Origin of the sequence: Geomicrobium sp. JCM 19037 (assembly GCF_000698105.1) — a bacterium.
Lineage (GTDB): Bacteria > Bacillota > Bacilli > Bacillales > Marinococcaceae > Geomicrobium_A.
In genome coordinates, this window is record NZ_BAWZ01000004.1 from 141,222 (window position 1) to 164,790 (window position 23,569).

Annotated in this window: 20 protein-coding genes and 3 pseudogenes; 15 read left to right on the forward strand and 8 right to left on the reverse strand. The window is 44.3% G+C overall.

Features of this window, described 5'->3' with window-relative positions; genetic code table 11:
* Nucleotides 1–43: 43 nt before the first annotated feature.
* Nucleotides 44–268: pseudogene (locus JCM19037_RS26660) on the forward strand (bifunctional glyoxylate/hydroxypyruvate reductase B); the annotation flags it as partial.
* A complete protein-coding gene (locus tag JCM19037_RS26665; protein ID WP_238544531.1) occupies nucleotides 268–867 on the forward strand; it encodes an NAD(P)-dependent oxidoreductase in 600 nt (199 codons plus the stop codon). The pseudogene JCM19037_RS26660 and the gene JCM19037_RS26665, both read left to right, overlap by 1 nt.
* Here the strand turns inward: JCM19037_RS26665 and crcB are convergent.
* The 5 genes and pseudogenes from crcB to gnd all read right to left on the reverse strand — a co-directional run bounded on the left by crcB (nucleotide 848) and on the right by gnd (nucleotide 4,705).
* Nucleotides 848–1,210 (reverse strand): fluoride efflux transporter CrcB, encoded by a 363-nt coding sequence (gene crcB / locus JCM19037_RS03915; RefSeq protein ID WP_042398051.1) that lies wholly within the window; start codon nucleotides 1,208–1,210, stop codon nucleotides 848–850. The two genes, JCM19037_RS26665 and crcB, sit on opposite strands and share 20 nt — an antisense overlap.
* Nucleotides 1,207–1,458, reverse strand: coding sequence for a CrcB family protein (locus JCM19037_RS22025; RefSeq protein WP_052363518.1), 252 nt, complete (start codon nucleotides 1,456–1,458; stop codon nucleotides 1,207–1,209). The genes crcB and JCM19037_RS22025 overlap by 4 nt, the downstream gene beginning before the upstream one ends.
* A gap of 750 nt (nucleotides 1,459–2,208) precedes the next feature.
* The gene (locus JCM19037_RS03925) at nucleotides 2,209–2,973 is read right to left on the reverse strand and encodes an FGGY-family carbohydrate kinase (protein WP_373900334.1); all 765 of its coding nucleotides are present in this window, start codon (nucleotides 2,971–2,973) and stop codon (nucleotides 2,209–2,211) included.
* Between the two features lie 147 nt (nucleotides 2,974–3,120).
* Nucleotides 3,121–3,599, reverse strand: a pseudogene (locus JCM19037_RS24885) (FGGY family carbohydrate kinase); the annotation flags it as partial.
* A 122-nt stretch (nucleotides 3,600–3,721) separates the two neighbouring features.
* On the reverse strand, nucleotides 3,722–4,705 hold the full coding sequence (gene gnd / locus JCM19037_RS03930; protein ID WP_307189717.1) for a phosphogluconate dehydrogenase (NAD(+)-dependent, decarboxylating): 984 nt from the start codon (nucleotides 4,703–4,705) through the stop codon (nucleotides 3,722–3,724).
* Between the two features lie 148 nt (nucleotides 4,706–4,853).
* Between gnd and dgoD the strand changes: the two genes are divergently transcribed.
* On the forward strand, nucleotides 4,854–6,002 hold the full coding sequence (gene dgoD / locus JCM19037_RS03935) for a galactonate dehydratase (RefSeq protein WP_042398053.1): 1,149 nt from the start codon (nucleotides 4,854–4,856) through the stop codon (nucleotides 6,000–6,002).
* Nucleotides 6,003–6,036: 34 nt separating this feature from the next.
* Nucleotides 6,037–7,384: pseudogene (locus JCM19037_RS03940) on the forward strand (GntP family permease).
* Nucleotides 7,385–7,772: 388 nt separating this feature from the next.
* Here JCM19037_RS03940 and JCM19037_RS03945 read toward each other — a convergent pair.
* Entirely contained in the window at nucleotides 7,773–8,522 is a 750-nt protein-coding gene (locus JCM19037_RS03945; RefSeq protein WP_238544525.1) for a MurR/RpiR family transcriptional regulator, read from the reverse strand.
* A gap of 237 nt (nucleotides 8,523–8,759) precedes the next feature.
* Here JCM19037_RS03945 and JCM19037_RS03950 point away from each other — a divergent pair, with 237 nt between their 5' ends.
* Both JCM19037_RS03950 and JCM19037_RS03955 read left to right on the forward strand, forming a co-directional pair.
* Complete coding sequence (locus JCM19037_RS03950; protein WP_042398055.1) at nucleotides 8,760–9,857, forward strand: hypothetical protein; 1,098 nt, start codon at nucleotides 8,760–8,762, stop codon at nucleotides 9,855–9,857.
* Nucleotides 9,854–10,111, forward strand: a complete 258-nt coding sequence (locus JCM19037_RS03955) for a hypothetical protein (RefSeq protein ID WP_042398056.1) — start codon at nucleotides 9,854–9,856, stop codon at nucleotides 10,109–10,111. The genes JCM19037_RS03950 and JCM19037_RS03955 overlap by 4 nt, the downstream gene beginning before the upstream one ends.
* A gap of 46 nt (nucleotides 10,112–10,157) precedes the next feature.
* Here JCM19037_RS03955 and JCM19037_RS03960 read toward each other — a convergent pair whose 3' ends face one another.
* Nucleotides 10,158–10,481, reverse strand: a complete 324-nt coding sequence (locus JCM19037_RS03960; RefSeq protein ID WP_042398059.1) for a hypothetical protein — start codon at nucleotides 10,479–10,481, stop codon at nucleotides 10,158–10,160.
* 756 nt (nucleotides 10,482–11,237) lie between these two features.
* Here JCM19037_RS03960 and JCM19037_RS03965 point away from each other — a divergent pair.
* The 6 genes from JCM19037_RS03965 (at nucleotide 11,238) to JCM19037_RS03990 (ending at nucleotide 16,481) form a co-directional block, all read left to right on the forward strand.
* Nucleotides 11,238–12,128 carry a tetratricopeptide repeat protein gene (locus tag JCM19037_RS03965; RefSeq protein ID WP_238544533.1) on the forward strand — a complete coding sequence of 297 codons (891 nt, stop codon included), beginning with the start codon at nucleotides 11,238–11,240 and terminating at the stop codon, nucleotides 12,126–12,128.
* A gap of 105 nt (nucleotides 12,129–12,233) precedes the next feature.
* Nucleotides 12,234–13,187 carry a thioredoxin-disulfide reductase gene (gene trxB / locus JCM19037_RS03970; protein ID WP_042398065.1) on the forward strand — a complete coding sequence of 318 codons (954 nt, stop codon included), beginning with the start codon at nucleotides 12,234–12,236 and terminating at the stop codon, nucleotides 13,185–13,187.
* Nucleotides 13,188–13,410: 223 nt separating this feature from the next.
* Nucleotides 13,411–14,283 (forward strand): RNase adapter RapZ, encoded by an 873-nt coding sequence (gene rapZ / locus JCM19037_RS03975; protein WP_042398068.1) that lies wholly within the window; start codon nucleotides 13,411–13,413, stop codon nucleotides 14,281–14,283.
* Nucleotides 14,283–15,224: a YvcK family protein gene (gene yvcK, locus JCM19037_RS03980; protein ID WP_042398071.1), complete on the forward strand. Its 942-nt coding sequence runs from the start codon at nucleotides 14,283–14,285 to the stop codon at nucleotides 15,222–15,224. The genes rapZ and yvcK overlap by 1 nt, the downstream gene beginning before the upstream one ends.
* Nucleotides 15,225–15,239: 15 nt before the next feature.
* Nucleotides 15,240–16,202 carry a DNA-binding protein WhiA gene (gene whiA / locus JCM19037_RS03985; RefSeq protein WP_042398074.1) on the forward strand — a complete coding sequence of 321 codons (963 nt, stop codon included), beginning with the start codon at nucleotides 15,240–15,242 and terminating at the stop codon, nucleotides 16,200–16,202.
* A 24-nt stretch (nucleotides 16,203–16,226) separates the two neighbouring features.
* On the forward strand, nucleotides 16,227–16,481 hold the full coding sequence (locus JCM19037_RS03990) for an HPr family phosphocarrier protein (RefSeq protein ID WP_042398077.1): 255 nt from the start codon (nucleotides 16,227–16,229) through the stop codon (nucleotides 16,479–16,481).
* A gap of 38 nt (nucleotides 16,482–16,519) precedes the next feature.
* Here JCM19037_RS03990 and JCM19037_RS28970 read toward each other — a convergent pair whose 3' ends face one another.
* Complete coding sequence (locus tag JCM19037_RS28970) at nucleotides 16,520–19,297, reverse strand: S8 family serine peptidase (RefSeq protein WP_081829037.1); 2,778 nt, start codon at nucleotides 19,295–19,297, stop codon at nucleotides 16,520–16,522.
* 666 nt (nucleotides 19,298–19,963) lie between these two features.
* Between JCM19037_RS28970 and JCM19037_RS04000 the strand changes: the two genes are divergently transcribed.
* From JCM19037_RS04000 to JCM19037_RS04010, 3 genes are all read left to right on the forward strand, one after another.
* Nucleotides 19,964–21,214, forward strand: a complete 1,251-nt coding sequence (locus tag JCM19037_RS04000) for a metal ABC transporter solute-binding protein, Zn/Mn family (protein ID WP_042398080.1) — start codon at nucleotides 19,964–19,966, stop codon at nucleotides 21,212–21,214.
* 52 nt (nucleotides 21,215–21,266) lie between these two features.
* Nucleotides 21,267–22,310, forward strand: a complete 1,044-nt coding sequence (locus tag JCM19037_RS04005) for a metal-binding protein ZinT (protein WP_042398082.1) — start codon at nucleotides 21,267–21,269, stop codon at nucleotides 22,308–22,310.
* Between the two features lie 71 nt (nucleotides 22,311–22,381).
* Complete coding sequence (locus JCM19037_RS04010) at nucleotides 22,382–23,287, forward strand: aminoglycoside phosphotransferase family protein (RefSeq protein ID WP_042398084.1); 906 nt, start codon at nucleotides 22,382–22,384, stop codon at nucleotides 23,285–23,287.
* The last annotated feature ends 282 nt before the right edge of the window (nucleotides 23,288–23,569 follow it).

Genomic DNA, 23,569 nt, shown 5'->3' on the forward strand with positions numbered 1-23,569 from the left:
CGCGGAACGTTTGCGTGATGAGTTGCAACGAGCAGAAGGGGCGATGCTCACGTCGACACGAGTTGATGCTCAGCTGTTAGCCGATGCTAAGAAGCTAAAAGTCGTCAGCACGGTTAGTGTCGGTTATGATGCGTTTGATGTCGCCGCGTTTCAAGAGTACGGGGTGCTCGCGACCCATACGCCTTATGTGCTCGATGAAACAGTGGCTGACCTCGTGCTTGGCTTGATGATTCTTCCAGTCGTCGAATTGCTGAGTTACATGAGTATATTAAAAAAGGTGAGTGGAAGCCGGAACCAGACAGTACGTTCTTTGGCCAAGATCTGCATCATCGTACACTCGGCATCATCGGTATGGGGCGCATTGGAGAGAAAGTTGTCAGACGGGCTCGCCTCGGATTTGAGATGGATGTCGTGTACCATAATCGCAGTCGTCAACCGGAAGTGGAGCAAAATTACGAGGCGCAGTATATGGAATTCGATGACCTGCTCCAACATGCTGATATTGTCGTTGTGATGGTTCCGTTAACAGAAGAGACTACTGGGCTCATTAGTACACGAGAATTTGGGCTTATGAAGCCGACGAGTATACTCGTCAATGCCGCACGCGGTCCAGTCGTAGATGAAGATGCGCTCGTTACCGCGTTACGAGAGAAACAAATCTTTGCAGCTGGCCTAGATGTCTTTGATCAGGAGCCACTGCCGGCGAATCATTCGCTTATGAGATTGGATAACGTCACACTAACTCCGCACATCGGGTCGAGCACATATGCAACGACGAGAGAGATGGAGATGTGTGCGGCGAAAAACCTTGTGCAAGCGTTACAAGGAGACACACCCCAGGACTTGATTAAAGAATTGAAAGACTGAGCCCGATAAGAAAACCGACGACGGATCCGAGTAAAGTTAGGCTCACGTAAATGAGTAAAGGGAGGTAGCGACGTTGCTCGAGGAGCTCCAGTGCTTCCACACTGAATGTCGAGAACGTCGTGAACCCTCCGAAAAATCCGATGGCAATGAGTGCGTGTACAATACTTTCGTCTGTTGTTGACCATGCATACCACGCGCCGAGGCCGAAAGAACCTACAATGTTTACGATGATCATTGCAAGAGGAACCGGTGTGTGGGGTGTTTGGCGTTGAATGGCATTGCCAAGGATCAGCCGCAAAACCGCACCGGCAGCTCCTCCGAAAAACACAGCGAATACGGTCATTGATTTGCTCCTCCTGCCCATTTTTGTCCACACACCAACCCGCAAAATGAGAAGCAGATGCCTCCAACGAGTGACACGATCATATAGACGCCAGTGAAAACCAGGTGCTGGTCTGTGATGAGAAACACCCCATCCGCTGCAAAGGCGGACATCGTTGAGAGCCCCCCACAAAAACCAACGCCAAACCCAGCGCGCAACCATTCGGGAAACGAGCGGTTGAGCACCGCACCTACGAGCGCCCCGAGCAAGAAGCTCGCAATAAGGTTTACGATGATCGTGCCTAACGGGCCATGCGTGAGCGGCTCATCATATGTATGCCATAACGCAAGCTACTGCCGAGCCCGCCACCAATCGCAACCGCACCGATCAAGATGGATTGTTGTTTCATTGCTGAACTCCTTGTTTTCTGCCGTTTGTATCATTATAGGAAGAAATGAACGCTCGTACGAACGTAAATTAATTGTAAAAATTATGAATATATGTTAATTTTAGCTGATAGTGAATGACTCTAAATGATGTTTTTGCAATGGAGTAGTAAGGAATGTTCTCAAGAAATTTTACCATATTATTATCAGGTGTATTCGATAAAAGAGGATAACAAGCTTGCCGTAAATGAGTAAATTGAATAATTGTGCGATGGGATTTTAGTGGGTACTGCCCCCTTGATGATGTAGCTTACTGAAAAACGTATAACCGTGTTTCGCTTGGTATAAATAGAGAATCCCATCATAGACAGGATCTATGATGGGATTCTCTGAAATATCGAGCCGTTTTTTTGCAGGAATCCCCACATAGAAAGGCGATATTCCCACATAGGCGGTTCTATGTGGGAATAATTGACGAATGCACCACTTCATGTTGTTGGAATCCCCACATACGCACGGCCCGAGGTTCGCGTGAACGAGTGATTCGCTTTTTTCAGCCCCTTTGTTAACCGCAGTTTATACCGCTTCAAAAACCCATTTCTAAAAAATGCAGAAATGGGTAGGGTAGAAAAGTTATCGACTAGCTGTTGCCGCTTGTTGCAAACGATACAGCCGCTCGTAATGGGGAGACAAGCTCCGAATTAGTTCTAAATATAGCGAGCTATAGTCGCGATAGGTGGTTGCAGTTGTTGCATCTGGCACAACCGTTTCTTCTCGAGTTTTACGATTTTTAAAATGAGAGAGCTGCTCAATGTCTCCGAGTGTGTACATGCTCAAGATCACAGCGCCGAATGCCGAGCTTTCATAAGAGGGAGAGAAATGAAGCGGTTGATCAAAAATATCCGCTGCCATCTGTTTCCATGTCTCTGAGCGGGAAAACCCCCCGGAAGCGTAAATGGCGTTTGGAACTCCGATTAATTCTTGCAAGGCAAGCAAGACGCTATAAATGTTGAACGTGACCCCTTCTAACGCAGCCCGAATCATATCTTCGCGCGTATGGGTGCGGGTGAGTCCAATATAAGATGCGGTCGCTTCGGGGTTCCAAAGCGGCGCGCGTTCACCGGTCAAAAACGGCAAAAAGAGCAAACCATTTGACCCTGCCGGCACACGTTCGGCAAGCGAAAGCGCCGCCTCGGTGGCGTTCTCATTCGAAAGGGGGGCATCTTTAATGAGCTCTTCGACAACCCATTGAAGGGCAATGCCACCATTATTGATCGGTCCGCCAATAATCCATAGATCATCTGTTAGTAAGTAGCAGAACGTCCTGCCTTTGGCATCCACGTGTGGCGCGCGAGATGCACTACGAATCGCCGCGCTCGTTCCGATTGTTAGCGCCACTTCCCCTTCATCAATGGCGCCAACGCCTAAGTTGGACAATACGCCATCGCTTGCTCCGATAATGTATGGAGTCTCTTCTCTATAGAACGTATACGATGTTGGGACAAGCGTCGGAAGTTGCTCTAGGGAAATACCTGCATAAGCGGCAATGTCTTCATCCCACTCGCGTGTGTGAATGTTCATCAGTCCAGTAGCGCTTGCAATCGACTCGTCCATCACAAATTCCCCGAATAGTTTAAAGAGGATATATTCTTTAATCCCAACGATTTTTGCGGTTTTTCTAGCAATGGTGCTTGATGATCATTCATCCACACGAGCTTGGCGAACGGAGACATCGGGTGAATCGGTGTCCCCGTTCGCTCATAAAAATCCTGCCCCCGCTCCGTCTGTTGCAGCGCTTTCGTTTCTTTTGCGCTTCGTTTGTCCGCCCATGTGATCAACTGTGTCAGAGGTTCTCCTGACTCATCGACACACATCATACTGTGCATAGCAGAACTAAAACTCACCGCACGCACACGCGTCCCTTCGTCTGCCAGAAACGCAAGTGCTTGCTCGAGTACGCCCATCGTTTTCTCATAGATGAGGTTTGCATCTTGTTCGGCGGCGTCCGGAGTCGGGCTTCGCATTGGGTACGTCTCGTACGCTTTGAATCTCTCCGTCCCTTCTTGATCAAATACAACGCTTTGACGCCGGTTGTTCCAATGTCCACGCCGATATAATGATTGTCCATGTCAATCACCTGCTTCCACTACTCTTTTTTCTCAATCGCATGACCGCCAAACTGATGGCGCAATGCAGCGACTACCTTTCCGTGAAACGGGTCGTCATCTAGTGAGCGGTAGCGCATCAACTGCGACATTGCAATGACGGGGGCACTTGCTTGATAGTCTAAAGCCGCTTCTACTGTCCATTTGCCTTCTCCGGAAGAATGCATCACGCCTTTAATGCTCTCTAGTTTTGGCTCGTCTTTAAATGCTTCTGCGGTTAATTCCATTAACCATCCTCGAATGACAGAGCCGTGATTCCACATGTCGGCAACGCTCTCGTAATGATATTCGAATGGCCCTTTTTCTAGGAGCTCAAACCCTTCGCCAATGCTTTGCATCATTCCGTATTCGATGCCATTGTGAATCATTTTTAAATAGTGTCCGCTCCCGACTTCCCCAGTGAGTAAAAATCCATTCTCAATTGTAATGGCTTCAAAGACCGCTTTGACGCGATCGGCTGCTTCCTCATCCGCGCCTACCATTGCACAGAGCCCATTTCTAGCACCAGAAATGCCCCCAGACGTCCCGCTATCTGCAAACAGAATTCCCGTGTTTTTAAGCTGTTCATGACGACGCAACGTATCGCGGTAATGGGCGTTTCCAGCGTCGATAATGAGGTCATCGGGTACTAGTTTCCCGCGTAATTCTTGAAATACGTTTTCGGTAATATCTCCAGCAGGCACGAGCAAAATGAGGGTGCGCGGGGTCTCAAGAGCGTTCAGGAGATCATCAATCGTTTCCGCGGTCCCGCCACCAGCTGCCTGCAATGTATTCCTTGCTTCCGGTTGTTGGTCCAATCCAACAACATCGATGTTACGATCCATAAGCTGTAAAGATAGAGCAGTCCCATCTTTCCAAGCCCAACAATGCCTACCTTCATAAAAACGCCTCCAAAGTAATGGTGTTGTTTGTATCTTATTAAAATAATTTTCATTTGTAAATGAAATGAAGAAAATATATTTCATTTTTAGCCACATAATGGTAAGATGCACTCAATCGTTTTGAAAAATAAGTAGGAATTAAAATGATAGGTGAAACCGTTTTGATAATTTCAGATCAAGAAGATGAATTTATGAAAGCGTAACCACGAATGGAGAAAGGAAGTGACGAACGATGAAAATCGTAAACTATGAATTGTTTCAAGTACCCCCACGTTGGTTGTTTCTAAAGATCGAGACAGACGAGGGGATTACCGGTTGGGGGGAGCCGATCGTTGAAGGACGTGCGGCAACCGTGAAAGCTGCCGTTCATGAATTGATGGAATACGTCATGGACAAAAACCCACTTCATATTGAAGATCATTGGAATGTGATGTATCGCTCTGGCTTTTATCGTGGAGGTCCGATTCTCATGAGTGCAATTTCTGGAATTGATCAAGCGCTCTGGGACATTAAGGGCAAATACTATGGTGCGCCGGTCCATGAATTGCTCGGCGGTAAAGCAAGGGATTCTATTAAAGTATATTCCTGGATTGGCGGAGATCGCCCTGCAGATGTTGGGCAAGAGGCGAAGCGTGTCGTTGACCGTGGGTTCACAGCGGTAAAAATGAACGGAACGAACGAATTGCAATACGTCGATTCCTACGAAAAAATCGATCTTGTTCTGGAAAATGTTGCTGCCATTCGTGAAGCGGTAGGTCCTTATATTGGTATTGGCATCGATTTTCACGGGAGAGTCCACAAACCGATGGCGAAAATCCTTGCAAAAGAGCTTGAACCGTTCCGGCCAATGTTCATTGAGGAGCCCGTTCTCCCTGAAAATAACGAAGCGTTGCGAGAGATTGCAAACCATACCGCCATTCCGATTGCGACTGGCGAAAGAATGTATTCAAAATGGGATTTCAAGAACCTTTTGCAAGACGGTTACGTAGACATTATTCAGCCAGACCTTTCTCATGCCGGTGGCATTACGGAAAATAAGAAAATCTTGTCGATGGCAGAAGCGTTTGACGTCGCCGCTGCACCGCATTGTCCGTTAGGACCGATTGCACTTGCTGCGTGCTTACAAGTGGACGCAACGTGCCACAATGCGTTTATTCAGGAGCAAAGCCTAGGTATTCATTATAACCAAGGGTCCGATTTACTGGACTATTTGGCCGATACGAGCGTTTTTAACTATAAAGATGGGTATGTAGAGATTTCAAATCGTCCAGGTTTAGGGATTGAAATTAATGAAGCGCATGTAAGGAAAATGAGTGAAGAAGGTCACAACTGGCGAAATCCGGTTTGGAGACACACAGATGGCAGTGTTGCCGAATGGTAAGGAGTATTAATACGAAAACAAAGGGTAATTCTCCATGTCAGGCGTAAGCTTAATAATTATTACAATTTTAGGTATCAGCTTACTTTTATACTTAATCATTCGTTCCAAAATGCAAGCGTTTTTGGCGCTGTTATTGGCGAGTATCTTCATTGGACTAATGACCGGTATGGATCCATTAGCACTGCTTGAAACGATCGAAGAAGGAATGGGTGGTGCACTCGGATTCATCGCCATTGTCGTCGGTCTTGGCGCCATGTTTGGTGAAGTGCTCAGGACATCCGGAGGAGCTGAACGGCTGGCGTTCACCCTCATTGATACATTTGGCGAGAAACGGGCGCAGTGGGCCCTCGGGTTTACAGCTGATCGTCGCCATTCCAGTATTCCTTGACGTTGCCCTCGTCATTTTAATTCCGATCGTCTACAGTTTGGCGATGCGTACCGGCAAGTCGTTGCTTTTTTATGCAATTCCATTGCTCGCTGGATTGGCGGTGGCGCATAGCTTTGTGCCACCAACGCCCGGGCCGATTGCCATTGCATCAATGTTAGGTGTTGACTTAGCTTGGATGCTCCTTTTCGGGTTTATTGCAGGTTTGCCTGCAATGATCGTCGCAGGGCCACTATTCGGTCGCTTTATCGGCAACCGTATTCACGTGCCCGTGCCTGAGCATATTCTCGAGCGTGCAGAAGCCGAAGAACAAGCAACCGGTGACCTTCCTTCGTTTAAGTTAATTCTATTTATTATCTTGCTGCCACTCATCCTTATTTTAACGAATACAGCCGGAGAGCAAATATTGAATGAAGGTGTGCTCCAACAAGTATTAATGTTCATCGGACACCCGTTCGTCGCTTTAATCATCGCGACGCTTTTCGCGCTGCATTTCTTAGGTCGTAAACGCGGCCTTACTAAGCAACAGCTACAAGATATGTCAACGAAAGCGTTGGAGCCGGCAGGGATCGTGATCCTTATTACCGGAGCGGGTGGGGTATTTAGTGAAGTCCTCATTCAAAGTGGTGTCGGTGACGTCATGGGAGACATGATGGCCGCATCAGGGTTTCCACTCGTATTGCTCGCCTTCTTAATCGCAACCGGGGTACGCGTTGCCCAAGGTTCAGCAACCGTCGCCATGCTAACTGCGGCGGGACTCATCTCGCCAATCGTTGGTCTTGTTGACTTATCACAGCCATCGCTCGCGCTCATTGCCGTTGCCATCGCCTGTGGTGCGACCGTATTATCTCACGTGAACGACTCAGGTTTCTGGCTCGTTAACCGTTTCCTCGGCATGTCTGAAAAAGACACACTCAAGTCCTGGACAGTGATGGAAACCATTATCGGGGTTGTCGGATTCCTCGTCGTATTTGCACTCAGCTTTTTCTTTAACTAAGCACACATACAACCCCCATCATAGCGTGGCTATGATGGGGGTTGATATTTTTAAGTCTCTTAATGCTGAGGGGCAACATCAGTTTGCGTAAGATTGGCGCTTTGGGCCGGGGTGGGTATGGGTTTTGTCGAAAAGGTGCGCTTCTGTGTCGATTATGTGCACATCTTTGTCGAAAAGGTGCACATCCGTGTCGATTATGTGCACATCTTTGTCAAAAGTGTGCACTTCCATGTCGAAAGCGTGCACATGCATCGCTATTAGAGGTCATCAAAGTTGCTCGTGTTCAATGATCAATACCTCTTCGTCGCGATCGACTCACGAATCTTGTCTAAGTTTGTCAGTGTTGTATCTTTTAGTTGCAGTGCGGCGAATACATACAAAACATCGATTAAAGCGAGTTGTACCATACGGGATGCCATCGCTTCAGACGAAAAAGCGATTCCCTCGCGCTCGTCGTTAACGTATAATCCGCAGTTTTTGTTAAAGGTGACGACGTGTGCCCTGATATCGCAATCGTCGTTGCGCCAGCTGCTTTGGCCGTCTTTAAAGCATCGACAACATCGCGGTTACTACCGCTATTTGAAATGCCAATGGCTGTACTACCTTTAGAAAGCAAAGATGCGCTCATCATCTGCTGATGACTGTCGCTAAACGCTTGGATTGGGATGCCAAACCTCATGAACTTGTGGTATGCATCTTCGGCAACGACGCCGGAACCACCGGAACCGTACAAGTCAATGCGCTCGCTTTTCGTAATCACCTCAGCTACTTGTTGCAACGTTTCTTCATTTAAAAGGGCAAGTGTGTCATCCATGGCTCGTTTATGTTCAGTGAATATTTTCGAGGCGAGTGTGCCGACGTCATCTTGTAATGAGATGGATTCGTGAATATTCGCCTCCTCTTTCACAATCTGCCTAGCTAAAGATATTTTCAAATCTTGAAAACCTTTATACCCAAGCCGTTTACTGAATCTAGAAACTGTGGCATCAGCAACACCACTTGCTTCTGCCAGTTCCGAAATTGAAAAATAAACCGCTTGATCTGGAGCGGAAAGAATGTAATCTGCAACCTTTTTTTCTTTGTCCGATAAAGAAGAATAATAAGAGCGTATCGTTTGTAGACAGGCATTTGCAGTCAAAATATTCCCTGCTTTCATTCATGTAGTGTACCGCAGTATAGCATAATTGAAGATTAAGGGACAAAATCAGCGCGAAATCGCATAGAAATCTGTTGCTTTTTGGTAGAAAAGAAAAATTCCGCTCACATTAACTAGGAATATTTACTCAATTATATTGAAAAATTCTTACTTTATAGTAAAATAGATATTAATTCTAGGATTTTAAGTAGATTAAGTTTTAAAGGGGGACATAACAGAATGAGCTCATATGTATCCCCTGCTGACCTCGTGTCAACCATTGGAAACTGGTACCATGCGATCATTCGACGAGACGTAGAAGCAGCCACACGATTAAAGAAAGTTGTAGAGGAGTTGCTTATCAAAGAGAGTGTGGAAGATGAAATATCACTTTATTATGAGCTAACAGACTTTAGACATATGCTGATCTCTGAAAATTATTCAGAGGGTGATTATTTCAACAAAATTCAAGTAATAAATAGTTTGTCTACTGTAGAAAATTCATCATTAAATTGTTTAACGAATTTTCTTTATGGTCAGTATGAATTTTTGCAAGGGAGCTATGCTAGAGCAATTCGTTACTATCAGGCTACAGAAAGTGAACTTGATCAACTTGTTGACCCCTATGAAAAAGCAGATTTTTATCATAGGATGGGTGAGACTTACTACAGAATTGACCAGTATGTAAGTGCAATTCATTATTTAGAACTTGCTTACAAGACTTTTAAAGAAAATCCATTGTTTACGGAACGTGCTTTGAACAGTCTCATGTTACTTGGGTGTGTGTACGCAGAGATGAGAGAATTTACTGAAGCAGAAAGTTTGTTTAGTAAAGTATTGCAAGATTCTAGTCATTTCCCTACTACGCATGCTTTTGCCCTTCGTAACTTCGGTCTTAGCTTGTTACAATCAAATAAGCTAGAAGGGGCACTAGATTACTTTACTCAAGCACTAAAAACCGGAAATCATTGGAATACCTTTGAGGGTACGAAGACAAAGTATAATCTGGCACTTGTGTACTTCAGGTTGCACCAACTTGAGGATGCAAAAAATTATTTGAAGGTTGCCATGACCGAAGCCGAGAAATATGGTAACACGGAATATATTGCAAGATGTAAGATTGTTAAAGGGCTATATTTAGAAAGTAATATGGAACTGGTTATGTCAGGATTTAAGATTTTAGAGAATGGTAACTTTTATTTTGAATGTGCAGAAATGGCAAATGAGGTTTCTGTTTATATGGAAAGAACTGGTGAGAATCAACAGGCATTTAGTTTCTTAAAAAAGGCCCTTGAGTACCGTAACTTTCAATTAAAATCTAGGAGTGATATATCATGAAAAAACTTATAATTACTTTTGCTTTTGCGCTAGTTGTTAGTTCATCTGCATTTACACTTGAAGCCAGTGCAGACAAGGGTTCATCAGTATTCTCAGAAGTATCACCACAAGATAAAGGTTCATCAGTATTTTCAGAAGTATCACCACAAGATAAAGGTTCATCAGTATTCTCAAAAGTATCACCACAAGATAAGGGATCATCAGTATTTTCAGAAATATCACCACAAGACAAAGGATCATCGGTTTTTAGATAATTGTATGACTAAAAACCCCTACCGCATCCACTGCGGTAGGGGTTTTTCATGCTCTGCGTGCTCGGACGTTAATGACTGTTCCGAACAATCCTTTGCCTATTAGAATGAAGCTCATTGCTGAGAAGAGCGCTGCGATAAATGGAAGGCTGAACCCGATGACTTGGCCTGGGACGCCAGCGATCAGTGTGGACGTCTCGTGTAAAGAGGCGCTTAGTACAAATCCTGACATGTAGGCGGACGTTAATAAAAGAATTGGAGATGCTGTGAGTAGTCCTAACCCATAAAGCAGCGTCTTGTTGGCACGCTTGATCATTGCATAGGTGAGAAATAAGGAGGCGAGGATTGTAAAAGTAATAAGTGCAATAAACATGAATATCCCCCTTAAAAGACACTCTGTACATCGTAGTATGAAAGTGCTGTTTTGAAAAGAGGTTCAAGGAAATAATCTGAACGTTGCGATAAACGTGGTCTTCTTTACATTATAGTCACAGCGTGAAGGGATTATGATTTTTATACAATGCATAAAAGGTGTTTGCTCATATTTAAAAGCAAGAGTAGGGAAATATGAAAAGCATTTTGTTCGGAATGATTGGGGTGTGGCGCATGTAAGGTGAATCTCTAAATTGCCAGAAGCATGCTAGACTGGCAGTTGAAAGCAAAAAGCATGAAGACATATCAAGGTCAATGGCTCGAAGGATGACACGCTCATAATGGAGTGGGCACTTTAGTTTCGGAAGTTTCATTGACCCTTCTTACCTTGTCCACGAAGGGGTAAGGATGTCGTCCGTAGCTTGGGAATCAGTTCTAAATGTTGACAACGTACACCTATGCTTCATGACTTTGAGACGGTTCTTTTGATTCCAATAGATTATGTGGTATAATTAGTTCGTTATGCTTTTGTTCGGAGAGTTAGCTTGTGGCAAAAGCGAATTTGCTATGGTCAAAACCGGAGAGTGAGGGTTTGTTCAATGGGTCAAGTTGTCCCTTTTATACAGAATCCGGAATACTTCTTTAAACAAGGTGTCATTGCTTATCAAAAGAAGGACTGGCACCGTGCGACGCGATTGCTGCAACGAGCCATTGACTTACGCCCCTCGAAGGGGTTTTTCACTGTCAGTTGGCAGCTGTGTTATCGGACATGGGTCAGTATGAGCGTTCCAACGAGATTCTGTTACACGTAGTCGAGCATATTGATTACCAACTATACGATTGTTATTATTTTCTAGCAAATAATTATGCCTATTTAGGGTTGTTTGATAAAGCAAGAGAAGCGGCGAATAATTATTTGAAGCTCATGCCATATGGCGAGTTTCGTGCAGATACAGAAGAACTGCTTGAGCTATTAAACCTTGAGGATCTTGATGCGGGAATAGAAAACGATGAACTTGTCGATCACCCTGTCCCCGATCAAGTCATTTTGCAATATGAAGAAGCGTGGCGCTATATTAAAGAAGGCAATTACCGTCAAGCCGAACGAAATTTGCGTGAGATGATTGAGGATCAGCCAAGTTATTTGGCTTCATATAACCAACTGGCGCGAGCGCTTCACTTGCAAGGGAGAACGGAAGAAGCGATTTTCGTGTTGCAAGAACTCATTGAGGAGCAGCCATATGTGCCTGCACTTTGCCAAATTGCGCTTTTGCTGTTTGAAGCAGGTCACAAAGAAGAAGCGTCCTATTGGACGGAGAGATTAAAAGATGTTGTACCGATTGATAAAGGCCATATGTATAAGGTGGCAACGACGTTATGTAGGCTCGGAGAATACGAGGCTGCGTTTCCTGTTTTTCGTTATTTGCAAAAGCATATGCCACAGGAAAAGGCGTCTTTTTTCTACCGGTACGGTGTTGTCGCATATCACCTCGGGTATAATAACCGCACAAGAAAAGCGTGGTCCATCGCCAAAAGGTGGGGGCATGAACATGCGGCTAATTTACTGGCGACGTGGGAGATACGATCCCTCGACGATGAAGAAGTGCGTTGCGAAGACTTGCGCGATCTAGCTTTTGGAATCGAGTAACACTCAAGCAAATTTATGGACGCTGACTAGCGACATTTCATATACTTTGGGAACAGGATAAAATAATGAACTTCAATCCAGAATAAACAAAAAGGAGTGTTGGAGATGTCAGGGGATACAGAAAAAATCTATGATGTGATTATCGCAGGTGCAGGTCCAGCTGGAATGACGGCAGCTGTTTACACGTCAAGAGCTGAAATGTCGACGCTAATGATTGAACGCGGTGTTCCAGGTGGCCAAATGGCAAATACCGAAGATGTTGAGAACTACCCAGGGTATGATCATATTCTCGGTCCCGACCTTTCGAATAAAATGTTCGACCATGCCAAAAAATTTGGTGCCGAATATGCGTATGGCGACATCAAGTCCATTGAAGAAGGTAAAGAATATAAAACCGTTCACGCAGGAAACAAATCATACAAAGCGAGAGCCGTCATCGTCACGACTGGTGCAGAGTATAAACAACTAGGCATTCCAGGCGAGAAAGAACTCGGTGGCCGCGGTGTATCTTATTGTGCGGTCTGTGATGGCGCATTTTTCCGTGAGCGTGAAATCATCGTTGTTGGTGGTGGAGATTCTGCAGTGGAGGAAGCTGTCTACTTGACTCGATTTGCTGATAAAGTAACGATTGTGCACCGTAGGGATCAGCTTCGCGCCCAGAAGATTCTTCAGCAACGCGCATTTGTTAACGACAAGATTGATTTCAAGTGGAATACGGTTGTTAAAGAAATTCATAGTGAGGACGGCAAAGTAGGCAGTGTCACACTTGTGGATGTCGAAGATGGTACGGAGTATGAACACAAAACCGAAGGTGTGTTTGTTTATATCGGGATGTTGCCATTAAACGATGCCGTGAAAGACTTAGGGATCACAAATGATGAAGGTTATATTGAAACGAACGAAGAGATGGAAACGGCCATTCCTGGGCTATATGCTGCAGGAGACATTCGTGAAAAGAGCCTTCGCCAAATTGTTACAGCGACAGGTGATGGTAGTTTAGCTGCCCAAAATGCACAGCATTATGTCGAAGAACTGCTCACCCAAGTAGGTTCGAAATAACGATGTTAACATTTCTTTATAAATTCGTTATTCGCTTTTAACGGATTTGTAACCACAGTGCAACACTCATGCGCTATGATGGGGTTAGTTAATTGACCCCCCTTTTATATATCTTGAAGCGCAAGGCGATATCGCCTTGCGCCTTTTTTGGGAATCGAGCCTTTAATGATGTATAATGGGAAGAAGAACAGAACGGTACAGGTGAACAAAAGGGGAGAAGGATATGAACGAAGATATCCAAATTGTTGTTATAACCGGGATGTCCGGAGCGGGGAAAACGGTAACGGTCCAAAGTTTGGAGGACCTTGGTTATTTTTGTATTGATAATTTGCCTCCAGCCCTTATTCCGAAATTGTTAGACCTCATTGAATCCGGTTCCATGAATCGCGTAGCCCTTGTGATGGACCTGCGTGGTCGTGAGTTTTTTGACCAAGTGTTTTCAGCTGTTAGTATGCTGGGTGACAAGCCGAATTTGCATACACATATTTTATTTTTGGATGCAGATAATGAAAAGCTCGTTCAACGATATAAAGAAACGAGACGTTCCCATCCGTTAGCGCCAAACGGTTCGCTGTTAGAAGGTATTGAAAAAGAACGGAAGATTTTAGAAGAAATCAAAGGTCGTGCAAGGCATCGCATTGATACGACAAGCCTTAAACCAAAAGAGTTGCGAGAGGAAATCAATCGTTTATTTACGAAGCCTGAAGAACAGACATTTACGGTTCATTTTATGTCGTTTGGCTTTAAGCACGGAGTTCCAATTGATGCCGACCTTGTCTTTGATGTTCGCTTTCTTCCAAACCCGCATTATATTGACCGACTTCGCCCGATGACCGGTCTTGATAAAGATGTGTCTGACTATGTTCTAAAATGGGATGACACGAAAGTTTTCATAGAGAAACTTGAAGACTTGTTAACGTTCATGTTACCGCTATACAAACAAGAAGGAAAGTCCCAGCTCATTGTTGCGATTGGTTGTACAGGTGGGCAGCATCGCTCCGTTACGCTTGTCGAGTGCTTTGCGAATTTGTATGAGAGTGCCTATCCGGTTCATCGCAGTCATCGCGATCGGAAAGTTGGAGGCGAACGTAGCTAGTGGGTGTACAGAAAGTTGCAGTCATTGGTGGCGGAACAGGTCTCGCGGTATTACTCAGAGGTTTAAAGAAATATGACGTAGATATTTCTGCAATCGTAACGGTTGCAGATGATGGCGGCAGTTCAGGTCGTTTACGTAAAGAATTGAACATCCCTCCTCCTGGTGATGTACGCAATGTGTTAGCGGCATTGGCGGAGGTGGAGCCTTTAATTGAACAACTCTTTCAACATCGTTTTAAAGATGGTGAAGGGTTAACCGGTCATACGCTTGGCAACTTGCTATTGGCTGGAATGACATCGATCACAGGGGACTTTGCCCGTGGGATTACGGAACTTAGTAAAGTGCTCAATGTTGGGGGCAAGGTGCTCCCGGTGTCCAATGATAGTTTGGAATTGGCCGCAGAGATGAAGGATGGGTCAATTGTTTACGGTGAATCCAGCATCCCTCACGCGGAACAAACGATTGATCGCGTTTTTATAGAGCCAAGAAATCCCACCGCTTTACCTGAGACGATCCAAGCCATCCGCGAAGCGGATAAAATTGTGATCGGTCCAGGTAGTTTGTTTACGAGTGTGCTCCCGAACTTACTTGTGCCCGAAATTACAGAGGAAATTAAGCAATCAACAGCGAAGAAACTATATATATGCAATGTAATGACGCAGTACGGGGAGACCGAACAGTTTTCGGCTTCCGACCATGTGAAAGCCATCCAAAGACACGTCGGTAACGACGTATTCGATCATGTGCTTGTGAACGAAGCACCGATCCCTAAAGAAATGGCAAACCGTTACTTGGAAGAGGGAGCAGAGGCTGTCGTGTGCGATACGACAAACCTACAAGCGCTTGGTTTACGAGTGATTCAAGATAACTTCATACGCATCGAAAGCAGCCATCTGCGTCACCACGCGGAGAAGCTGTCAGAGATTATTATAGAATTATAAAGGTGGTGAACGCTCATGTCGTCTTTTGCAGCGATGACTAAAAAAGAATTAACGCAAATTGAAACCGATTCATGCTGTGAGAAGGCTGAGCTAGCTGCACTCATACGAATGAACGGAGCGCTGTCCTTTGGCAATGGCAAACTATCCCTCGATATATCCACCGAGAATGCTGCGATTGCTAGGCGAATCTACACGTTGCTGAAACGTTCATATGATAACATGAAAGCAGAACTCGTCGTCAGAAAGAAAATGCGTTTAAAGAAAAATAACGTGTATATCGTTCGACTATACGAACATGTTCGTGAAATTCTTGCAGACACAGAGATTATGGGCGAAGGGTATTCATTTACACGAGACATCTCTCATCGGTTGATTGAGAAGCAATGTTGTAAGCGCGCTTACTTGCGCGGAGCCTTTTTAGCAGGAGGATCGGTGAACCACCCAGATACGTCTTCGTATCACTTGGAGATCTTTTCACTATATGAACAACACAATCGCTCACTCCAAAAGCTGATGGCGGAGTTTGACTTGCAGGCAAAGGTGCTAGAGCGTAAAAAAGGATTCATTTTGTACGTGAAAGAGAGCGAGCGCATTACTGAGTTTCTAAATATTATTGGTGCTCACCAAGCTTTGCTTTATTTTGAGGACGTACGGATCATGAAAGACATGAGAAATTCCGTCAACCGGTTGGTGAATTGTGAAACTGCGAACTTGAACAAGACCGTCGGAGCGGCATTACGTCAAGTTGAGAATATCGAGTTTATTGAGCAACAGATTGGTTTGAATAAATTGCCGCAAAAACTGCGAGAAATCGCAGAGATAAGAGTGAAACATCAAGAAGTTACGCTTAAAGAGCTCGGTGAGATGGTTCCTTCAGGCAAAGTGAGCAAGTCAGGCGTGAACCACCGATTAAGAAAACTCGATGAGATGGCTGAGAAGTTACGTAATCACGAAAACATTGAATTGCCGCAAGCTTAAACGATTGTGAAGGGAAGGGAAGCCATGGTTACAAGAGAAGTGACAGTCACTTTAAAATCTGGATTGCAGGCACGCCCTGCAGCGTTGTTCGTTCAAGAAGCAAATCGATTCGGTTCTCATGTCACCATCCAAAAAAATCATCAAGAAGTGAATGCGAAAAGCATTATGGGTGTTATGAGCTTGGCCATTCGTAAAGATACGGCAATTGTAATAAAGGCTGAGGGAAATGATGCTGAAGACGCAGTGAATGCGTTGGAAGCATTCGTGACTGAACATTAAAAAGGTTGAGCGAGTTCGATCCGCTCAACCTTTTTTCGTTATTCGCTTACTTTTTTCCAAACGTCCCACTGTCCAGAATTGTTCGGGTTTTCACCTTGTGTCCACCATTTGGCTTCAAATAATTGGCCGTCATGGAGTACACGGTCTCCACCGACGTAGATGTCAGATGTTGACCAAGCAGGATAACCGTGATCTTCATCTGGTTCGGTGCAGTCTGAAGCGATTTTCCAAACATCCCATTGTCCAGATTGTTCTGGGTCTTCCCCTTGCGTCCACCATTTGGCTTCGTAGAAGTTACCGTTGTGCTCAACTCGGTCTCCCCCTACATAAATGGAAGAGCTTGACCACGCGTTGTGTTCACAAAGTGGTGGGTTTTCTGGGTCTGGAGTTGGTTCTGGCTGCGAAGCATCTTCGTCATTTTCGACGACTGTAAACACGTCACTTTGAGCGGTATTCGTTTGTTCGAGATATTCAGCATACCCAATCATCACGTAATCACCAGCGTCAAGATGAGTGGCATCATATGTTTCCTCGAATGTACCACCAGCAACATCAGTATACGAGTCAGCAAGTCCTAAATAGTTGCCTGTTTCTGCGTCATAGAGCCAGAATCCAAGTTCCTCTGCTCCACGAGGTACATTTGCAACGAGATCAAATTCATTTGGCTTCTCTGTATCAAGAACATCTAGAGAAGTAATTCGTGGATAGTCAGGCTCGTCGACAAATAGAATTGTAGGTACCTCGATTGTATCGGTGAGGCTTTCAACAGTAATCATACCTTCATAATAACCACTGTCTAAAAGGTCAGGGTTCACTTGAATGTTCAGGCGGACTTCACCAGATTGCCCTGGCTGAAGAGCAATGTCACTACTCGTCATCGCACTAATACCAGAAGGATTGCCGTCAAATTCAATCGAGAAGCCGTACGCTTGTCTTTGATCAGAAACGTTATTAATTGTAAACGAGCTTCGCTTCGTTTGTACACCCTCGTCTTCATTGAAGATACCAAACGAATGAGTGCCAGGCATGACTGTAGAGTCTACGTTAATGGCATCTGGAATGCGAATGCTACCAGTTCCTTGCGTATTATGCGGGTACGTATTCCCATCAGCGTCGACGAGCGTTTCTGCAGTATTCATCAATGCTGCACGTACGTGTTCAACACTTGCATCCGGATCTGCATCCAAAAGAATAGCTGCTGCACCAGCGACGTGTGGTGCTGACATGCTGGTCCCTTGTTTGGAAGAATATCCGTGTGGGTTGCTGCTATCGTGTGTTGGCACAGTACTTACAATCGATACCCCTGGTGCAGACACATCTGGTTTGATCATCCAGTTAAACATAACCGGTCCGCGAGAAGAGAAGTCTGCAACCGTTTCTCCAACTTCACGGTCAAAATCAAAGTCAAATGAAACGGTGTTGTCCCCGTTAGCGAGCGCATCTAGCATCGCTTGCCCGTCTTGGAGCGACAATTTAACCGTCGGGATATCTAAGCCTGGAACGTCTGGTTGAGCTCCTTCGACGTTATTGTAAATAATAGCACCTACAGCTCCAGCATCCGCTGCATTTTCTGCTTTTTCAACGAAGGGTAAGTCCCCTCGAACCATCAGTGCAATATTGCCTTCTGCGTCAACATCTTCAAAGTCTTCAGGAGCACCAATGCCAGCATCAAAGAATTCATACTCTCCTTCGTTTAGGCGAAGTAAATCCAACTCGTTAGAGAAGCCCATTACCTCAGCAGATGGATAGCTGCCTGTTTCTGTTTGCATCGCTGCCGTGTACTCAGCGAAAGGCAACTGTGTTGCACCGACAGAAATCGCTTCGCGTGACGTACCTGGCGAGCCGACAGTCCAGTTCTCTGGCCCTGAATTCCCGTTAGATGTAACGGCAACAACACCGTCTGCCATTGCCACATCAAGCGCAATACTCGTTGCAAAGTCTGGATCGTTCAGCGTATTCCCTAGCGACAAATTCATTACGTCAGCGCCGTCGAGAACCGCTTGCTCAATCCCTGCGATAACATTTGCTGTCGTACCTGAACCACCGGGTCCGAGTACACGGTAAGCAAGAAGGTTCGCGTCCGGGGCAATCCCAGTAACAAGACCACTACCAGCAACGGTTCCCGCTACATGAGTACCGTGGTCAGTGGAACCACCACGAGGGTCTCCTGGAGGTGTCTCTTGTGGATCTTCATTATTATCGACAAAGTCATACCCTTTATAACTCCCGAAAGCTGGGGCTAAGTCAGGGTGTGTATAATCGACGCCGGTATCAATAACAGCGACGGTTACACCTTCCCCGGTATACCCCATATCAAACGCTTCTTGATTCCCGATGAATGGTCCGCTGTCAAGCATATCTGGGCTAAACTCTTCTTCGGCAATGGCAATGTCTTCACCAATTGTGTCTACTTCATATTCCACATCTGGATAAACCGCTTTGACGCCATCAATGGTCAGAAGTTGTGGAATTTCATCTTCTGGAAGATCGATGGAAAATCCAGAGAAAACATAGCCATATTCTTGCACCACATCTACTGAGCTGACGTTCACTTCAATGTCATTAAGTACACGATTGCGCTCGTCTGTTAGTACGGAGCGGGATTGGCGTTCACCTGATTGTCTTGCGTCTAGTTCAGACTTTTCTTCAAGTTCAACGATGACTGTCTTCGTCTGCGAAGACGTGAAATCATGAACACCAAAAATTTGTGCTTCAATCGCTTTTTCTGCCTCCTCAGCAGTTGCCGCGTATGGAAGTGCAGATGAAGCTAACAGAAAGAAAATACTAGATAGTGCAAATGTTTTAAATTTCTTCATAAAATCCTCCCTTTTAATCCCGTTAATCGACTCCCTAAAGTGCTACAATCCTCCTTTTTCCTACAGTAAATTATTTCGGTATGCTTAATAAAAATCCTGTAGAATCGTGGAAAGACAGGCGTTTAGACTTCATAAGAAAAATACTAACGTCTTTTGTCCTTTCTTTTCATTGAATTTCATAGTCTGAAAGTCAAGAAATTAACGCCGTTCACTGCCGGAGAACGAGCGTCCATAGGAAAGTCTTAACCATAAAGAGGATAGGAAGGGGAGATTTCAACAAAAACTGAAAAAATGCAAGTGATTACTTCATACACCAGAAAAGGCTCAAGGGGTACAGTCGATCATTTTGTAACGTAGTGACACGTATTCTCTGTATAACAAAATCTACTGTTGACAATACGAGCAGATTTGTTTTAATCTTTAAATCGTAACCGTTACGATCGTAATGATTACGATTTACAATATTGAAGGAGGAGTTGTGTATGGGTAAAAACGAAAGCGTCATGAGCTGTTAGCGAAGTATGGTGAACTTCGAAAAGCGTGATCATGGGGCGTCCTAGAGTCTCCATGCTTACATTCGGAAGGTCTCGTATTGCCTTTCGCAAACATGCGTATAAAGGAAAAATGCTGGATTTAAAAATTAAGTGGGTAATGGAGGGATGATAAATGAAAAACTCATATGTTTTCTTCTTGGGACTTGCTGTAATACTTACGGCGTGTATGGACCATCAGCAGCAACCAACAGAAGGAGGCAACGATATATTGGAGGTTTCAACCACACTTTTTGCACTGGAGGACTTTGTAAATAAAATTGGCGGAGATTTCGTAGAAGCAGAAAGTATATATCCTCCAAATGCGGATGCACATACGTTTGAACCTTCATCCACTGACTTTGTAAAACTTGCAGAACAAGATGTATTTATCTATTCGGGTGTTGGATTAGAACCATTTGCAGATACAGTGGAAGATGTTCTAGATGATGAAAATGTTTACGTAATAGCAGCGGGCGAACATATTCCTTTACGAGGTGAACGCAGCGATGAAGATAGTGTTGATGATCCTGAAGTCGAGAACCACCCGTATGGTGATGATATTCCAGAAGAAGTAGCTTTGGAAGGCGTTGCTGATCACTATCATACGGGAGACACGGTCGTTATTACAGCAGAGGTTGAAGAAGCACTCCAGTCCAATCACTGGCAATGGTACACCCGAAATCATACGCATCACCAATGGGAGGCAGCAGAAGGTCAGGATCGGACAAAATTCGAAGCCGAAGCTAGAGACGGTCAGGAAATTATGCTCGTTATTTATGATAATAATCTAGACCCGTATGTCCAATCTTCACCAGTTGAAATTGTGATTGATGATCATGATGGTACGAGTGGGATGGGGGATCCACATGTATTTTTAGATCCTATCCTAAGCATAGAAATTGCAGAGAATATTAAAGAAGTGCTCATTGAATTACTTCCTGAAGAGCGTGAAACTTTCGAACGAAATTTTGAAAAAGTGAAAACTGAATTAGAAAAGATTGATGATGAATTTCGCGAGACGTTTGCTGAAGCCGATCACCATCAAATCATTGTCTCTCATGCTGCGTATGGCTATTGGGAAGAACGTTACGGACTTGAACAGCTTAGCGTTCATGGGTTGTCTACGACACAAGAACCTTCACAGGCTGACCTTGTGGAAATTGTAGAAGTAGCATCAGAAAACAATATTCAATACGTAACATTTGAAAATAATGTTAGCAGTACGATTAGTGAAGTCATTCAATCAGAGATCGGGGCTGAGAGCCTTATTCTACGTAATATGGAAAGCATTTCTCATGAAGACCTCGAGAATGAAGAAGATTATTTCAGCATGATGAGAATGAACATCGATACGCTAGAAATAGCGCTAAACGATGATAAATAAGCTTATCCATGTTGAATGAAAAAATAGGTAATCAAATAAGGAGATATGAGTAATGAATAAGAAACTACTTAAAGGATGGAGTATCTTAATCGCATCAGCGCTTTTTGTAGCTTGTGATTCCGATGATACTTCAGATGAAGGTTCGAGTGCTTCTAGTGTAGATGAGCAAGTAGAAGAAACAGGAGGAGAGGATCATTCTGACCATGATGAAGACCCTGGTCAGAATTCTCCAGAAGATGTTGGTATTGAGGGATTAGCAGATCATTACCACACAGGTGATTCAATAGAATTGGTAGCGAACTTCGATGAAGATGTAGATTATGATCATTGGCACTGGTACACGAGAGCTGATCATAATTCAGAGTGGCAATCAGTACCTGACCATGGTACCGAACACTATTCAGGAGAAGCTACACATGATGGACAAGAGATTAAAGCAGTACTTTTTGATGCTGATCATGAAGCATATGTCCAGTCTCCTTCAGTAGAAGTTGTCATAGATGATCACGATCATGATCACGACCATGCACATAGTCATGCTCACGATGAAGAAAGCCAAAGAATCTATGATGGTTTCTTTTACAATGACGATGTAAAAGATCGCTCATTATCCGATTGGTCTGGTGAGTGGCAGTCCGTTTATCCCTATTTGGTAGATGGTACATTAGACGAGGTGTTTGAGCATAAAGCCGATGAAGAGGGCAATGATATGTCTGCTGAAGAGTATAAAGATTACTATGAAGTAGGGTATGAAACAGATGTTGATCAAATTGTTATTGGAGATGACAGCTTCACTTTCTATGAAAATGATGAGGAAAGTACAGCGAATTATGAATACGATGGATATGAAATTTTGACATATGATGCAGGGAATCGAGGGGTTCGCTTTATCTTTGAAAAGGTCGATGGAGACGAAGCCATGCCTGAATATATTCAATTTAGTGATCACGAAATTGCTCCAACTGATTCTCACCATTTCCATTTATACTGGGGCGATGACAGAGAGGATCTATTGGACGAAGTAACGAATTGGCCAACGTATTATCCTACAGATCTTAACGAAGAGGATATTGTGCATGAGATGATTGCTCACTAACAGATTAATCGGTTCGTTTTAACAAACTATGGACGTATGCTACAATGCGGGCTATTAGTGAGGTGAGGCGCATGAAATCATTTAAACTCAATCTAACAGGTGAAGACGTTGCGAATATTATTTACAACGAGCACCCAGATGCCGTTCATATTAAAAGAATTGATATGGGTGAACGAAGCAGCGTGTATCAATTTGAAACCGCTACTGCTCAGTATGTTGCTCATTTTAGGCTCGACAGTGAAAGCATAGATAAAGCGAAACAAATCTATCATAAATATGGAGCGACACTTCCTATACCCAAAGTGCATCATACGAATGTCGTTAATGGCATTCACTACATGTTTAGCGAAAGAGTAAATGGTAAGCCGATTGTTTCGTATGAAAAAAGTACGCAAAGCCGCATCTTAAAGAAATTAACGTTCGTTTATTCTAAAATCGTAAATACGAAAACGAATGGAAAATTTGGATGGATCGACCCTGATGGGCATGCAAAGCTGACCTCCTGGCCAGAAGTGCTCGAAAGTTTCTTTATCGAAGAGGTCGACGGGTTTTATGGGAATTGGAAAACACTATTTGAAGAAGAGATACTAGAAAGGGAACCCTTTGATCAAGGGTTCAAAAAAATGATGGAGCTCGCGTCATATGCGCCAAGAACATCATTCTTAGTTCACGGCGACTTTCATCTCGGCAACATGCTATCAGATGGGGAGAAAGTTACTAGGATTGTAGACTGGGAAATGGCGATGCAAGGAGATTTCATGTTCGACTTAGCCGGTCTTCATTTTTGGTCTCCAGAGATGAACTTTCCTAAAATGATGAAAGAGATTTGGACCGAACAGGGCATTGAAATACCTCACTTCAAAGAAAGACTGTATGCGAACCTACTATTTAAAGCAACAGATGGCTTGCGTTTCTATGCAAAACAGGAACATCAGGAAGGATACGAGTATATAAAACAAAACTTTACGAGTTGTTAAATGACGTTTGAATCGACGAACCCCCTCTACCGCTAAGCAGTAGAGGGGGTTTCGTAGCTAAGGCAATTAACTAAAATTAAATAACACACACAAAGAGATTGTAACACATGGAACATCGGATAGGGGCGGGTTTTTTAACAATCAGCCTTAGACGCCCCAGGCTTTCAAATCCTAAGTCGGATGAGTTAAGCACGAACTGCTCATGCCGGACAAGGTTTCTGTCCGGCACAAAAATAGAGCCTACACATTTCTGTTCCGTGCAAGGGTTCTGCCGGCACAAAA